Origin of the sequence: Actinopolyspora lacussalsi (assembly GCA_030803735.1) — a bacterium.
Lineage (GTDB): Bacteria > Actinomycetota > Actinomycetes > Mycobacteriales > Pseudonocardiaceae > Actinopolyspora > Actinopolyspora lacussalsi.
Genome location: JAURUC010000001.1, coordinates 407,166 through 422,508 on the forward strand (window position 1 = coordinate 407,166; position 15,343 = coordinate 422,508).

The following is a 15,343-nucleotide window of genomic DNA, read 5'->3' on the forward strand; positions in this document are numbered from 1 at the left end:
AAACGCTTCCGAAAACCGGTAAGCGGGTGCGCATCGCGCCCTGCGATGATCGACTGGCATGCAACCGCTATGCTGGACCCAACGGCGTTGATCCGGCCATCACCGGGGAGCCTCCGGAAGAACGGATGCGAGCACGTGGTGTTCGTTTCTCAGTAGAACCGGACGGGCAGGCCCGTAACAGCCGTGAACGAGAGGTCACGTGCCGTCTTCCGGCCACGTGGCAAGCGGGGTGGTACCGCGGTACGCGAGCGTGCGTTGTCCCGCAGCGAGCTCGCAGTGTCGTCCCTGCCCGAGCATCACCGTCCGATGCTCGTGCGGCTTAACCACACGACACACTCGCGAGGAGCGCATCCGCGATGGCTTATCCGAAGGTACCGTTCAACGGCGCGAGTTCCGAGAGTCCCGAAGCCGCGCGCTCCACCGACGCGGTGGCCGCGCAGCCGTCCTTTCCCACGATCGAGCACGAGGTTCTGGACTTCTGGACACGGGACGACACCTTCCGCGCCAGCGTCGCCAACCGTGGATCCGGGCACAACGGTTCGAACGAGTTCGTGTTCTACGACGGACCGCCGTTCGCGAACGGTCTGCCGCACTACGGGCACCTGCTCACCGGGTATGCCAAGGACGTGGTGCCGCGGTACAAGACCATGCGCGGCTACCGTGTCGAGCGCAGGTTCGGTTGGGACTGCCACGGTCTGCCCGCCGAGGTCGAGGCCGAGAAGCAGCTCGGCATCAGCGCCAAGTCCGAGATCGAGTCGATGGGTGTCGCCGAGTTCAACGAGGCCTGTCGTAGCTCGGTGCTGAACTACACCGACGAATGGCAGGACTACGTCACTCGGCAGGCGCGTTGGGTGGACTTCTCCAACGACTACAAGACGCTGGATCTCGACTACATGGAAAGCGTCATGTGGGCCTTCAGGACCCTCTGGGACAAGGGGTTGGTCTACAGCGGTTTCCGGGTGCTCTGGTACTGCTGGCGCTGCGAGACCCCGCTGTCCAACACCGAGACGCGCATGGACGACGTCTACCGGCAGCGGCAGGACCCCGCGGTCACCGTCGGGATGCGGCTGGACGCGCCGGGGGCCGTCTTCGACGGTGCGCTGGCCCTGGTTTGGACCACCACCCCCTGGACGCTGCCCTCCAACCTCGCCGCGGCGGTGCATCCCGAGATCGAGTACGTGCTGGTGCGGCCCGCCGACGGCGAGCACTCCTACGTCCTGGCCGCCGACCGGCTGGATGCCTACACCAGGGAGCTCGGCGAGGACGCTGCCGAGCACGTCGTCGCCCGATTCAGCGGTAGTGAGCTGCTGGGTACCCGGTACGAGCCGCCGTTCGACTTCTTCACGGGCAGGCAGAACGCGCACCGCGTCCTGGCCGCCGACTACGTCACCACCGACGACGGCACCGGGCTGGTGCACATCGCCCCCGCCTTCGGTGAGGAGGACAAGGCGGTCACCGATGCGGCCGGGATCGAGCCCGTGGTGCCGGTCGACGAGCACGGCAGGTTCACCTCGGAGGTCCCGCCCTACGAGGGGCAGCAGGTCTTCGAGGCGAACAAGGCGATCATCAGGGATCTCAAAGCCGCGGGATCGTTGCTGCGTCACGAGACCTACGACCACCCCTATCCGCACTGCTGGCGCTGTGACAACGCGCTGATCCAGCGTGCGGTGTCCTCCTGGTTCGTCGAGGTCACCCGGTTCCGCGACCGGATGGTGGAGCTCAACCAGCGGATCGACTGGGTGCCCGAGCACATCAGGGACGGCCAGTTCGGCAAGTGGCTGGAGAACGCGCGGGACTGGAACATCTCCCGCAACCGCTACTGGGGCTCCCCGATCCCGGTGTGGGTCTCCGACGACCCGGAGTACCCCCGTACGGACGTGTACGGCTCGCTCGACGAGCTGGAGGCCGACTTCGGTGTGCGTCCCACCGATCTCCACCGTCCGAACATCGACCTGCTGACCCGTCCGAACCCGGACGACCCCACCGGCGGGGCCACCATGCGTCGGGTTCCGGACGTGCTGGACTGCTGGTTCGAGTCGGGGGCCATGCCCTTCGCGCAGGTGCACTACCCGTTCGAGAACGCGGAGTGGTTCGAGCACCACTACCCGGGCGACTTCATCGTGGAGTACAGCGGGCAGACCCGCGGCTGGTTCTACACCCTGCACGTGCTCGCCACCGCGCTGTTCGACAGGCCCGCGTTCGCACACGTGCTCGCGCACGGGATCGTGCTCGGTCACGACGGGCTCAAGATGTCCAAGTCCAAGCGCAACTACCCGGACGTGCGCGAGGTCTTCGAGCGTGACGGGTCCGACGCGATGCGCTGGTTCCTGATGTCCAGCCCGATCCTGCGCGGTGGGGATCTCGTCGTCACCGAGAAGGGAATCCGGGACGCGGTCCGGCAGGCGGTGCTGCCGCTGTGGAACTCCTGGTACTTCCTCGCGCTCTACGCCAACGCGGAGAACGTCGAGGGGGCCTGGCGCACCGACAGCGGGCACGTGCTCGACCGCTACGTGCTCGCCAAGACGCGCGAGCTCGTCGACAACACCCGGGAGGCGATGGACGCGTTCGACCTCTCCGGCGCCTGCGCGGCGGTCCGGGACTTCCTGGAGGTGCTGACCAACTGGTACGTCCGGCGGTCGCGTGACCGTTTCTGGGCGGGCGACCGGGACGCCATCGACACGTTGCACACAGTTCTCGAGATCACCTGCCGAGTGGTCGCACCGCTGTTGCCGTTGACCGCCGAGGCGGTCTGGCGCGGACTGACCGGCGGGCGTTCGGTTCACCTGGCGGACTGGCCGGAGGCCGAGGAACTTCCCGCTGACACCGAGCTGGTATCCGCCATGGACAGCGTTCGTCAGGTGTGCTCGGCCGCGCTCGGGTTGCGCAAGTCGAACAAACTTCGTGTCCGGTTGCCGTTGCGCCGGTTGGTCGTGGCGTTGCCGCGCTCGGAGTCACTGCTCCCGTTCGTCGAGCTCGTGCGGGACGAGGTCAATGTCAAGAATGTCGAGCTGACCTCCGATGTAGCCGCGCACGGCCACTTCGAGGTCTCGGTCAACGCCCGGGTGGCGGGACCGCGACTCGGTGGCGATGTGCAGAAGGCGATCAAAGCGGTCAAATCCGGTGAGTGGACCCGTACCTCGCAGGGCGGTGTGCTGGCTGCCGGGATCGAACTCCACCCGGAGGAGTTCTCCGAACACCTGGTCTCGACCGACCCCGGTGCGGCCACCGCGCTGCCGAGCGGTGACGGACTGGTGGTGCTGGACACCGAGGTGACGACCCAGCTCGCCACCGAGGGATTGGCCCGGGACGTCGTCAGGGTGGTGCAGCAGGCCAGGCGTGAGGCCGGGTTGGTCGTGTCGGACCGGATCGTGGCAACGATCGCCGCCCCCGAGCCGGTACGTGCGGCCGTGGCGGAACACCGCTCGTTCGTCGCCGGTGAGACGTTGGCCGACGAGATCGAGTCCGTCGAGACGGCGGGTGACGGGGCGCTGGTCGGTACTGTCGGCGACGCCGACACCGAGATCGCGGTTTCGGTGGTCAAGTCCTGACCGAACGCGCCGTTCCGATCGTGCGGGGCCGAGTGGCGGGACCTTTCCGAAGGCCCCGCCACTCGGCGACTCGGCGGGATTCGCCGATCAGACCTCGTGCTCGGAGCGATCGGCCGACCACTCGGTGTGGAAAACCCCCTCGCGATCGGTCCGACGGTAGGTGTGCGCTCCGAAGTAGTCCCGCTGGCCCTGGATCAGCGCGGCGGGCAACCGCTGGGCCCGAACGGTGTCGTAGTAGGCCAACGCCGTCGAGATCCCGGGGACCGGCACTCCGGCCGCCGTGGCGGTGGCGACCACACGGCGCCACGAGTCCTGGGCCTCGCCGAGCGCCTCGCGGAAGTCGTCGTCGGCGAGCAGACCGGCCGGTTCGTAGGTCTGGTCGTAGGCCGCTCGGATGCGGTCCAGGAATTCCGCCCTGATGATGCAGCCGCCCCGCCAGATCGTGGCGATGGCGCCGAGGTCGATGTTCCACTCGTAGGTCTCGCTGCCCGCCCGGATCTGGTCGAAGCCCTGGGCGTAGGCGATGATCTTGGAGGCGTACAGGGCGCGTTCCACATCGGCGACGAATCGCTCGGGATCGTCGACCACGGGTTCCGCCGAGGGGCCGGGGAGCCCGGCCGCGTCCGCTCGTAGCCGCGGCTGTCCGGAGATCGAGCGCGCGAACACCGCTTCGGCTATCCCGGTCACCGGGCTGGCCAGTTCCAGGGCGTTCTGTACGGTCCAGCGGCCGGTGCCCTTCTGCTCGGCCTGGTCCAGCACCACGTCGACGAACGGCCGGGAGGTGCGGTTGTCCACGTGACCGAGCACCTCGGCGGTGATCTCGATCAGGTAGGAGTTCAACCGGCCGGTGTTGAACCGGCGGAACGTTTCGGCGATCTCGGCGGGTTCCCGACCCAGAATCTTGCGCAGCAGGTCGTAGGTCTCCGCGATTAGCTGCATGTCGGCGTACTCGATGCCGTTGTGCACCATTTTGACGAAGTGACCCGCCCCGTCCGCCCCCACGTGGGTGACGCACGGCGTACCGTCCACGTTGGCGGCGATCGAGCGCAGGATGGGCTCCAGCTCACGGTAGGCGTCGGTCGAGCCTCCCGGCATGATGCTGGGACCGTGCAGCGCCCCCTCCTCACCACCGGACACGCCTGCCCCGACGAAGTGCACTCCCCGGTCGATCAGTGCCGCTTCCCGACGTCGGGTGTCGGTGAAGTTGGCGTTCCCGGCGTCGACGAGGACGTCTCCCGAGTCCAGCATCGGCACGAGCTCGTCGATCACCGCGTCGGTGGGAGCGCCGGCCTTGACCATGATCACCAGGCGACGGGGGCGTTCCAATGTGTCGACGAGTTCCCGCAGCGACCCGGTGGCCAGGAAATTTCCCTCGTCTCCGAACCGGCTGATCAACTCGTCGGTGCGTTCCCGATGACGGTTGTGCACGGCTACCCGATGCCCGTTGCGGGCGAGATTGCGGGCCAGGTTCCTGCCCATGACGGCCAGGCCCGTGACCCCGATGTTCGCCTTGTCGCTCATCCGCGCTCCGATCCGATGTCCCGATCCGCGACGCGAACCGGGGTGTCCGCTCGGGCAACATCCTCAGTTGGTCCCGTGTTCCAAGGGCATGACTAGCGCACAGCCGCGGTTTTCGCAGCGTGGTGTTCGCCGCGAACCATCGCTTCGCGGTCGGGTACCAAAGCACACCGCTGTCCCGGCCTGGCTGCATCCCGTCCCGTCCGGTCAGGGACAATGGGGGAGTGAGCGATGAGCACCACACGACCGACCCCTCCGGTTCCGCACGTTCGGCGCCCGGCTCGGCCGCCGAACGTCGTGGTCCGCCGCGCCCCCGATTGTTGGTGCTGCTGTTCGGGATCGCCGTGGTCCTGATCGGGGCGGACGCGATCACCAAGTCATTGGCGGTGGCCGAGCTGGAGGACCGAGAGCCGGTCAAGCTGTTCGGCGGGGCCCTGTACTTGGTGCTCTTCCGCAATCCGGGAGCCGCGTTCAACATCGGCACCGGTCTGACCTGGCTGCTGGCGCTGCTGGCGATCGTGGTGATCGGCGGCATAGTCTGGTTCGCCCCGAAGCTCCGTTCCACCGGTTGGGCGGTGGGTATCGGCCTGGTGCTGGGAGGTGCCTGCGGCAATCTCGTCGACCGGATATTCCGGGAGCCCGCGCCGCTGCGCGGTCACGTGATCGACTTCCTGTCCGTGTTCGCCCCGGACGGAAGCGTCTGGCCGGTGTTCAACCTGGCCGACTCCGGCATCGTGTGTGGTGGAGTGCTGATCGTACTGCTGGCACTGCTGGGTTACGACTACGACGGAACCGTGCATCGGCGGGGGGCGGAACGGACCACCACCGGCGACAGCGGTGATCACCCTGCCGAGGGCGAGCGAGGCGAGGCCGCGGACGATCGCTCTACCGAACGGGGTAGGGCTTCGCCGGGCTCGGCCGAGGAACAGCGACGTGACGACGATGAGGGAAGCTCGTGAGCGAGTTGCGCACACTGCCCGTGCCCGACGGGCTCGACGGTATGCGGGTGGACTCCGGGCTGGCCAAGCTGCTGGGTGTGTCGCGCAACACCGTCGTGGCGCTGACCACGTCCGGAGACGTCGAGTTGGACGGCGCGCCCGCCGGTAAGTCGGACCGGCTGCTGGCCGGTTCGTGGCTCGAGGTGCGGCTTCCCGGCGAGGAAACGCCTCCCGAGATCGTCGCGGTTCCCGTGGAGGGGCTGACGATCGTGCACGAGGACGACGACATCGTGGTGGTCAACAAGCCCATAGGAGTGGCGGTTCACCCCAGCCCCGGCTGGGAGGGGCCGACCGTGCTCGGCGGGCTGGCCGCGGCGGGAGTCAATCTCGCCGTCTCCGGCCCCCCGGAACGGCAGGGAGTGGTACACCGCCTCGACGCGGGCACCACGGGAGTCATGGCGCTGGCGAAGTCGGAACGTGCCTACTCCGCGTTGAAGCGTGCGTTCAAGGAGCGCACGGTGGACAAGCACTACCACGCTCTGGTGCAGGGGCACCCCGATCCGAGTCGAGGCACGATCGACGCGCCCATAGATCGCCACCCCAGGGTCGATCACAAGTTCGCCGTGGTCACCGACGGTAAGCCCAGCGTCACCCACTACGAGACGGTGGAGGCGTTCCGGGCGGCCTCGCTGGTGGACGTGAAGCTCGAGACCGGTCGCACCCACCAGATAAGGGTGCACTTCTCGGCAGTGCGCCATCCCTGCGTCGGTGATCTGACCTACGGCGCCGATCCGACGCTCGCACGGCGGCTCGGCCTCACCAGACAGTGGTTGCACGCGTACTCGCTGTCCTTCGAGCACCCAGGTTACGGCGATCGGGTGACTTTCGACAGCGATTACCCGGCGGATCTGAGTGAAGCGTTGGAGCAACTGCGGGAACAGGACCACTGAGCCACTCCAGGGGCCACGCCGTACTGTCGGCGGTCCCGAGCCGGTGCGGAAGGTTCGTCATCCGCCGCTCAGAGGTCGCTGATGTCCCAGACCAGCGAGTGCGGTCCCGGATCAGCGTGCGGTGACCACTCGACGCTGCGCAGTTCGGTTTCCTCCGGCAACACGAACACGCTGTGCCCGCCACCCGTTTCCCCGGGCGAGACGCCGGAGCTGTGCGGTGGACGGGAGGAGAGCGCCACCGAGGACCTGGACACGGTCGAGCCGTCCCGAGCCACCAGCAGCAGGTGCTGGTCCGGTGGCGAGTCGAACACGGTGGTGCCGCGGTTGGTCAGCTCGATGTGCACCACGATCGCCCGCTGCCCCTCCTCCAGGGTGTGCCCAGCGGCGCTAAACAGGAAGTCGGCGGGATCGACCACCTCGACCAGCAGTACCTCCACCGGTTCACCGTTGGGGCCGACCGTGTCCAGCTTGCTCCCGACCTTGCCCGCTCTGGGGACGGCGGGTGGTCGCGGTGTCGGACCACCCGCGGCGTCCTGCTCGCTTCGGGGCCACGCCGCGGAGCCGGGAGGCCCCCACGTGTTGGGGGTCGCGGGTGGTTGTTGTGCCGGTGTCGTGGGGTAGGGCTGCTGTGGTCCCTGCGGCGGCTGCTGTTGCGGCGGTGGTGGTCCCTGGCCGGGTGAGCGCGGTGGCTGCGGAGCCATCGGCGGATACGGGCCGTGCGGTTGCTGAGGGCCGCTCATGCCGCCGTGGACCGCGTAGCCCCCGCTGTGCGGTCCCGAGTGCTGCGGAGGTGGTGGTGCGCCCGCCCCGGAGGGGGGTGTCTGGTAACCGCCGCCGGGTTGGCTCTGCGGCTGGACTCCGACGGACGCGAGCGCGTTGCGGATCCCGTTCGGGTCGCACTCCACACCGACCACCAGCGGCAAGCCGGTGGTGGACAGCGTGGCCAGCCTCGCGGCCACCTCACGCACGTCCATGTTCAGGTAGGCGGCGAGTTCGTGAACCGCGGCGCGACCCGTCTCGGCGACGGCGCTGAGCAGACGGACGTCCACGGGATCTGGTGCAGCCACGTCTTGTCACGCTACCCGCTCCGGTGAGCGTCGTGTTTCGTGGTGTCGATCCGTTCCCGGGATGCCGTTGGACCGATTCCCCGGCGTTCCCGCGCGCCCGTGGGCCGCTCGCGAACACGCCGGGGACGGTCCGATGTCGGCCGAACGGACTCGATCAGGGTTGGAGGCTCGGTACCGGTGGATATCTCGGCTGCCGAGACCGACCCCGGCAGCAGTCCTCCGTTCGTGCCGCGGCTCAACGCGTCCGAGGTGGACCGGAGCATGGTCAACGAGCTCAAGCGCACGCTGCGTGCCCACTCCGGTGAGGTGCCGGTGCAGGTCAAGTTGCAGGGCAATCGCGGCGAGACCAGACTCGCTCTTTCCAGTGAGTTCTTCGTCAACACCGACAACGGCTTGCAGGGTGAGCTCAAGGGGCTGTTGGGAGCCGGTTGTTTCGAGTCCCTGACCTGATTGGGTGGCCCCATCGGGGCGCGAAAGTCCTCGTGGTCCTCGTTTCGTACGGGAAAGCCGAATCGTCCGATTCGGGAGAGCTCGCCCGTGCGATTCCAGCGGGTTGATTACTTCGTGCTGGTGAAAATGGTTCGGGCAATCCGTTGATCGTAGTGACAGCTCCGCCATTAACGGTGTTAACTGTGGGCGGACCGGTGTCTACCGCGAAGGGCTGTCATGACTTCGTCCCAGCAGTGTCCACATGACTCCGTATCGGTGCTCGACGACGAGTTCCTGCAGGACCCCCACGTGCATTACGCGTGGATGCGGGAATCCGACCCCACCAGGAGAGTGGTCACCGTGACCGGGCTGCCGGTATGGCTGGTGACCCGCTACGCCGATGCCAAAGCCGCGCTGACCGACCCCAGGCTCAGCAAGGACTACCGTGGTATTGGGCGGATAACGGAGCGCGAGGTCGAGCGGGGCGCCCAGCGGGCCGACATCTCGGAATCCGTCCAGGCCCACATGCTCAACATGGATCCGCCCGATCACACGCGACTGCGCAAGCTGGTGGTCAAGGCGTTCACCGCCCGTCGTGTCGAGGCGTTGCGCCCGAGGATAGAGCAGATAACCGGCGAACTGCTCGACGAGATGGCGGCGACGGAGCACGCCGGTGACGCCGGTATCGACCTGCTGGACGAGTTCGCCTTCCCCCTGCCCATCCGCGTGATCTGCGAACTGCTGGGAATCCCCGAGGACCGCAGGGACGATTTTCGCGAGTGGTCCAACACCGTGGTTTCCGGACAGGATCCACAAGCCGCGGAGCAGGCCGCCGCCGCCATGGCGGAGTACCTGTTCGAACTGGTCGCGGAGAAACGTCGGAACCCGATGGACGACCTGCTCACGGCGCTGATCGAAGCCAGTGATGACGCGGATCGGCTCAGTGGCGCGGAGCTGATCGCCATGGTGTTCCTGCTGCTGGTCGCCGGACACGAGACCACGGTCAACCTCATCGGCAACGGTGTACTGGCGTTGCTCCGTGATCCGGAGCAGTATCGGCTGCTGCGCGACGAACCGGAACGGGCCGCGTCGGTGGTCGAGGAGACGTTGCGGTTCGACGGTCCCGTGAATCTGGCGACCTTCCGGTATACCACGGAACCGGTGACGGTCGGAGATGTGGAGATCCCAGCGGAAGAGCTGGTGCTGGTCGCACTGGGATCGGCCAACCGGGACTCGGAGAAGTTCGACACGCCGGATCGGTTCGACCAGGGCCGAGCCACCAACGGCCACCTGGCTTTCGGGCACGGTATCCATTTCTGCGTCGGAGCCCCGTTGGCACGTCTGGAGGGTCAGATCGCGCTTCGGCGGCTCACCGAGCGTTTTCCCGCCATGAAGCTGGCCCTGTCGGAGGAACAGCTGTCCTACCGTCCCAGCACGTTGATGCGTGGCCTGGAACAGTTGCCCGTCCGGCTTTCCTGATCGGAGTTTTCCGGCAGGGTCGTCGGGTCGCTCTGCCAACCGGACGGCCTCCGTCGTCGCTTACGGTCGCGGGGCAGAGTCCGTTCTGGCCGGAAGGCCGACCGCGGCGTTTCGGCCAGAACGGGTAGCCCGGTTCGTCACCGCACTACGACCACGGTGTACGGACCGACTTCCCGCGTGGTGAACTCCGGTCCCCGGAACAGTGCCGCGTCGAACAGCACCCGGTAGTTCAGCACGTTCGGCTGGGCGGGGAAAACATCGCGTTTCAGCGTCAGCGAGAGCTTCCTGACGGGCTGGTTCGAACCCTCGGCCGTGTCATCGCCGCTGCTCGGGCCTCCGGCCTCCCCGCGATGCCGGAGCACGAACACGTCCGGAGCGCGGAACGGACTGTCGCGCAGCAGTTCCGCCAGCTCGGCGCTGTCCGTGGCGTCGGCCCAGCGTTCTATCACCGCCGCGCGTTTTCCGTACTCACCCAGCGGATTGGCGTAGTGCGGTGTTTCCTGCTGGAACATCCAGTACGGTTCGAACGAGCTCAGCTTGTAGTTCGTGCTCAGCACGACGTTCCGCTGTGGATTTCGCCCGGTCATCCCGGATATGGTCGAGATGAGTTCGTCCAACCAGGAGTTGGGTTCGTCCGGGTTCCGCGCGCCGAAGGCGTTGTGGCCGGTGGGGTAGTAGTCCTCGTACGCCTCCCGCACGCGGGACTCCAATCCGGTGTTGAGCTGGTACTGCGTCACCGAGAGCGAGCCGGTCACGGCCAGCACCACCGACAGCGCGGTCAACCGCGGTAGATACCTCCCGGGAACTCGTCCCCGCAGCCTGTGGAGCAGCTCGACCAGTCCGATCACGCCAGCCACGACCAGGACGCACTCCAGGATCACGCGGAGGCGGAACGCCAGCAGCGTGGTCTCGGCGACCAGCGCGAGCGTGGACAACCCGAACCACACGTAAACGGTGACCGTCACCGTCAGCAACGCCGCCGCGAGCGGACTGTTCGTCGCGCGAAGTATCAACCACATCACGCCGCACAGGGACAGCACTCCGAACGGGGAGAACTCGGCGAACGGCAACGGCAGGTAGGCGCTTCCCGCCGGTAGGTAGTGCTGTGCCGCGCTGCTCTCGGAAAACCCACCCGCGAGCAGGAACGGAGCCCACACCACCAGAGCCAACAGGCCGCTGACCACTCCGATGGGGATCAGCCGTAGGAACAGTTCCCATGCCGTGCGCCCGACCGCAGCGCCGCGCGCGACGCGTGTCGCACCGATGACGACGGCCATGACCACGGTCACCAGCACCGCGAATCCGAAGTTCAGCGTGTAGGTCATCGCCGCGAAGCCCACGAAGATTCCCACACCGAGCGACACGCCGCGCGGTGTGCGCTCCCGCGTGGACAGGGCGTACCAGGTCAGCACAGCCATCGGAGCCAGCAGGGCGGCGGAGGGCCAAGCGTAGGGTTCCATCACGCCGTGCCGCATACCGGCCAGCATCGTCACCAGCGCGGCCAGCAGTGCCTGTTCACGAGGTAGTACCAGGCTCCACAGCGTGAAGGCCACCACCACGACCACGGCCAGCCACGTCAGCGCGTAGGGTTTGTAGGCGGCCCACCCCTCCCAGCCGATCAGGTTCGCGAATCGTCCGCCGAGCCAGAACCAGCCCCAGGGGTAGTAGGGGACGATGTCCGCGTAGTTCATGTCCGCGGGGACCAGGTTCTCCGCCATCCGGTTCAGGTACTGCAACCGGAACCCGTTGTCCACCGAGGAGCCCCCGTAGTAGAACCGGGTGCGTTGCAGCGGCGTGGCCAGCAGCAGCGTGGTCAGCGCGGTCAGGGTGGTCCAGACACCGATGAGGCGCAGCCCGCCGTTCCCGATCCGCTTTCCGAGAGCCGGCGGCACCAGGAGCAGCAGCAGAAGTAAAGTGGAGCCGAGAACGGCCAGGGCCTCGGGGGCGTTGCCGGGTTCGGAGATTCCGGGCTGAACGATGAGGAATTGCAGCAATGGACTGAGTACGATCGCGATTCCCGTGCCCAGCGAAAGTTCGAGAACCGTTCGACCGCCGGAAAGTCTCGGCATCGAGTCCGGGTGGCTCCGCTTCGTGTTGTCCGTTCCGAGCGAGCTGGAACTCGGCAAGGTGCCACTCCAGGTCCTGAGAATTCGATGATGGACGTTACGCAGAATAACGACAGTTGAACGGCTGTGCTCTCGTGACCCCGGACAGTAGTTGTTCGTGGCCGATTCGCCGTTTCGTTCGGAGGAGGCTCGGTGTCGGAACAACCGGTCGAAGGGCCGGAGGAGAAGTACACGACCGACCGCGATTCGACCGCGTGGTGGCAGCTACGGACACGACCGCCGCGCCCCGCGGTGGTGTTCGGCGCGGATCTGTTGCCCGCACTGAGCGTGCTGTCCTTGGTGACCTTGCTGGGATTCCCGCTCGGTTGGATCTGGTCTCGCCTGGCACCGCCGCAGGAAAGCACCATGACACGACAGGGTGAGTTGGTTCCGGTACTGGTCGAGAGCTACCACAGGTTCGACGGGGTGGCGGTTTTCCTGCTGCTGAGTTCCGCCTGTGGAGTGCTCGTCGCCGCGGTCGCCTGGCAGCTGCGTGGTCGCAGGGGACCCGTGCTGCTCGTGGCGATGGTGCTGGGGTCGTTGCTGTCGACCTGGCTGGGAATGCGGCTCGGCACCTCGTTCGCCGCCGGGATGTACCCGGTGCCGGACACCTTGCGCCCCGGGGATCTGGTGGCCGTGGCACCGCGGTTGGACACGCTGGTCGGTTTGCTGGGGCAACCACTGACCGTCGCCTTGACCTACGGGCTCGTCGCCTCGTGGAACGGGTTGGACGATCTCGGCAGGCGACGGGGTTGATCGGGACAACACACGCCCGTTTTCCGATGTCCGTGCTCGGGCGAAGCCGGGGTGTTCCGGGGCGGAGCCGTCGCCGGCCGCCCTGTCAGCCCGGTAGCGGTCGCGGCGTCAGTCCGGTAGCAGTCGCAGCGAACGCAGTGCGCGTTCCATAGTGTCCGGTGTCTCGGCGCCCTCGAACTCCTGGTCCGCCATGCCCACCAGAATCGCGGTGCCCTGCTGGTACGTCAGGGCCATCACCCCGATGTAGGCGGACTCGGTGATGCACGTTTCCGTGGTCGCCGGAACGATCTCCGCGCTGACGAAAGTGGCTGTCAGCTTTCCGCCGTCGAGCGTCACCTGCCGTGGTTCCCGCTGCTTCAGCTGTGGTCGCACCCCGTCGCTGGTGGTCCAGAGCATGTTCCCGAGCTTTTCGACGGTCCCCTCGCCGGCTTGGGCGCTGTCGGTCAGCTTCGAGGAGGTCAGTCCGATCAGGGCGCGGAACGACTGCGGTGCGCGGTCGCAGAAGCCCTCCATGTACAGCGAGTACCCGCTCAGCGTGATCGTTCCGGTCGAGGAGTTTCCCAACCTGTTGACCGCACCGGGATGCGTGGTCCAGTCGCCGGGAACGTCGTACGCCACACCGGTCTCCCGGACCGGAACGGACTGCCAACCGGGAATCGCCGCGGTTACGGACTGCCGCGAGTCGGCCGTGGCGCTCGTGGAGCCCGCCGCGACGGATCCGTTCCCTCCGTCGTCGTCACCGAGTTTGACCAGTACCAGTGTGGTGATGATGATGACCACACTGGCTATCGCGGTCGAGACCACGGCGATGGTCGGGCCGCGGCTCCGCCCGGGCGGAGCCGCCGATTCCCCCTGGGGTGGGGCCCATGACGGCGTGCCGTACCGGTTCGACGCCGCCTGCGGCGGTGCGAACGAGGCGCCGTGTGGCGAGTGCCCGTACGGGGGTTGCTCGGCGGCGTGAGGCCCGTCCCCGGGAACGGGTTGTCCGGTCAGCGGATCGTAGTAGCGGTGTGCTCCGCCGTCCGGTCCCGTCCAGCTGTTGGACCCGCCAGGTAACGACATGGTTCGTGATCCTAGCGAGTACCGCGCATCGCGTGTCGGGTCCTCGCGTGATCGCGTCGGAAATCAGTTGGTTCCCGCGTGTTCGGCGAATTCGGACAGCTGGGCGGGAACGGCGCGCAGCCTCCGCACGAACTCGGTCTCCCGGTTGATCAACGAGCGGATCTCGCGCATCCGTGCCACCGGGTCGGTCTCGGCGAGCAGCTCCTGCCGGTCGTCCGGCGCGAGAACGCAGTTCTCCGCCAGCGCGTAGGACAGTTCGGCGAAATCCGTGCTCTCGTCGGGGTTGTTGGTGCCCTCCACCCGGAGCCCGGTCGCCACGTAGCGCTCCTGGGCGGCTCGGGCCGACGCCGACAGCCTGTCCCTGAGCTGTTCGGAGTCCTGCCGCGGAGTGCTGTCCGGCAACCACTCCACGCGGGCCATCAGATAGGGGGCCGCCTCGGTGTCCAGTTGCAACAGTCGAAAGCGGTCCCGGCCTGTGGTGGTGATGTCGTAGCGCCCCTCGGGGAGTTGTTGCACCTCGTCGAGGTGCGCGGAGCACCCGACCTCGTACATCGCGTCGACGTTGTCCTCGCCGACCTCCCATCCCTGGCGGATGCCGACCACACCGAACCTGCGTCCGGGTACGACTTCGTTGACCAGATCCATCACGAGTTGCCGGTAACGTGCCTCGAAGATGTGCAGCGGTAGCGAACCGCCCGGCAACAGTACGTTACCCAGCGGAAACAACGGAAGCGTTTCAGTCACGTCACCAACCTACTTGTACTTTCGCCGCGCTGACCAGCAGAGCCGCTCCAACGGCGTTCCGGGTCACGCTGGTGGGCGTAGCACCGCGAACCTGTCCGTGATCTGCAGGTCGCGCGAGGTGAACCGGAACAGCGCCGGTGGCCGACCCCCGGACGGGCCCGCCGCCACGGTCTCGCCCGTCGTCTCCAGCGCGCCGCGTCGGGACAGCACGCGTTGCAGGTTCGTGGCCGATACCCGGTACCCCAGGGCGGCCGAGTACAGGTCACGCAGTTCGGAGACGGTGAATTTCGGCGGAGCCAGTGCGAAGCCGATGTTGGTGTAGGACAGTTTGGAGCGCAGGCGTTCCCGACCCGCCAGCAGGATCTCCTCGTGGTCGAACGCCGTTTCCGGTAGTGCTTCGACGGGGTGCCAGGCGGTGTCGTCCGGCAGCTCGGGGTCCGTGTCGCAGGGGATCAGCCCGAGGAACGCGGTGGCCACGATGCGCTTGTCCGGGACTCTGCCGGGGGAACTGAACACCGCCAGCTGCTCTACGTGTGTGAGCTCGCGCACGTCGACCTTTTCGGCGAGTTGTCTGCGGATGGAGGATTCCACCGTTTCGTCGGGGCCGAGTCTGCCGCCCGGAAGTGCCCAACGGTTCGGATGGGGTGGGCGGGCGCGTTGCCACAGCAGTGCCTTCAGGGATCCCTGCCGTACCTGCACGACTCCCGCGAGTACCTCGTGGCCCGTCGTGATGTGGCTCGTATCGCG

The 15,343-nt window shown here is 67.2% G+C and carries 11 protein-coding genes and 1 pseudogene; 6 read left to right on the top strand and 6 right to left on the bottom strand.

Annotation, left to right across the window (positions count from 1 at the left end; all coding sequences use genetic code 11):
- The first annotated feature begins 356 nt into the window (after positions 1 to 356).
- Positions 357 to 3,548, top strand: a complete 3,192-nt coding sequence (gene ileS, locus J2S53_RS01830; RefSeq protein WP_456239473.1) for an isoleucine--tRNA ligase — start codon at positions 357 to 359, stop codon at positions 3,546 to 3,548.
- 87 nt (positions 3,549 to 3,635) lie between these two features.
- On the opposite strand, the gene gndA is transcribed toward ileS, so the two are convergent.
- Complete coding sequence (gndA, locus tag J2S53_RS01835) at positions 3,636 to 5,069, bottom strand: NADP-dependent phosphogluconate dehydrogenase (RefSeq protein ID WP_456239474.1); 1,434 nt, start codon at positions 5,067 to 5,069, stop codon at positions 3,636 to 3,638.
- 221 nt (positions 5,070 to 5,290) lie between these two features.
- Here gndA and lspA point away from each other — a divergent pair, with 221 nt between their 5' ends.
- Both lspA and J2S53_RS01845 read left to right on the top strand, forming a co-directional pair.
- A complete protein-coding gene (lspA, locus tag J2S53_RS01840; RefSeq protein ID WP_456239475.1) occupies positions 5,291 to 6,025 on the top strand; it encodes a signal peptidase II in 735 nt (244 codons plus the stop codon).
- A complete protein-coding gene (locus J2S53_RS01845; RefSeq protein WP_456239476.1) occupies positions 6,022 to 6,954 on the top strand; it encodes an RluA family pseudouridine synthase in 933 nt (310 codons plus the stop codon). Before lspA ends, J2S53_RS01845 begins: the two co-directional genes overlap by 4 nt.
- A gap of 68 nt (positions 6,955 to 7,022) precedes the next feature.
- On the opposite strand, the gene J2S53_RS01850 is transcribed toward J2S53_RS01845, so the two are convergent.
- On the bottom strand, positions 7,023 to 8,021 hold the full coding sequence (locus J2S53_RS01850; RefSeq protein WP_456239477.1) for an AsnC family protein: 999 nt from the start codon (positions 8,019 to 8,021) through the stop codon (positions 7,023 to 7,025).
- A gap of 102 nt (positions 8,022 to 8,123) precedes the next feature.
- Between J2S53_RS01850 and J2S53_RS01855 the strand changes: the two are divergent.
- Together J2S53_RS01855 and J2S53_RS01860 are read left to right on the top strand one after the other, a co-directional pair.
- Positions 8,124 to 8,471, top strand: a pseudogene (locus J2S53_RS01855) (DNA polymerase III subunit alpha); the annotation flags it as partial.
- A 216-nt stretch (positions 8,472 to 8,687) separates the two neighbouring features.
- Positions 8,688 to 9,929: a cytochrome P450 family protein gene (locus J2S53_RS01860; protein WP_456239478.1), complete on the top strand. Its 1,242-nt coding sequence runs from the start codon at positions 8,688 to 8,690 to the stop codon at positions 9,927 to 9,929.
- 137 nt (positions 9,930 to 10,066) lie between these two features.
- On the opposite strand, the gene J2S53_RS01865 is transcribed toward J2S53_RS01860, so the two are convergent.
- Positions 10,067 to 11,998 (bottom strand): arabinofuranosyltransferase, encoded by a 1,932-nt coding sequence (locus J2S53_RS01865; protein WP_456239479.1) that lies wholly within the window; start codon positions 11,996 to 11,998, stop codon positions 10,067 to 10,069.
- A gap of 189 nt (positions 11,999 to 12,187) precedes the next feature.
- On the opposite strand from J2S53_RS01865, the gene J2S53_RS01870 reads away from it, so the two are divergent.
- Entirely contained in the window at positions 12,188 to 12,790 is a 603-nt protein-coding gene (locus J2S53_RS01870; protein WP_456239480.1) for a DUF2567 domain-containing protein, read from the top strand.
- A gap of 108 nt (positions 12,791 to 12,898) precedes the next feature.
- Here the strand turns inward: J2S53_RS01870 and J2S53_RS01875 are convergent, their stop codons facing one another.
- The 3 genes from J2S53_RS01875 to J2S53_RS01885 form a co-directional block, all read right to left on the bottom strand.
- Positions 12,899 to 13,852 carry a hypothetical protein gene (locus tag J2S53_RS01875; protein ID WP_456239481.1) on the bottom strand — a complete coding sequence of 318 codons (954 nt, stop codon included), beginning with the start codon at positions 13,850 to 13,852 and terminating at the stop codon, positions 12,899 to 12,901.
- Positions 13,853 to 13,915: 63 nt separating this feature from the next.
- Positions 13,916 to 14,596, bottom strand: a complete 681-nt coding sequence (locus tag J2S53_RS01880) for an LON peptidase substrate-binding domain-containing protein (RefSeq protein WP_456239482.1) — start codon at positions 14,594 to 14,596, stop codon at positions 13,916 to 13,918.
- 63 nt (positions 14,597 to 14,659) lie between these two features.
- Complete coding sequence (locus J2S53_RS01885; RefSeq protein ID WP_456242673.1) at positions 14,660 to 15,328, bottom strand: NUDIX domain-containing protein; 669 nt, start codon at positions 15,326 to 15,328, stop codon at positions 14,660 to 14,662.
- Between the last annotated feature and the right edge of the window lie 15 nt (positions 15,329 to 15,343).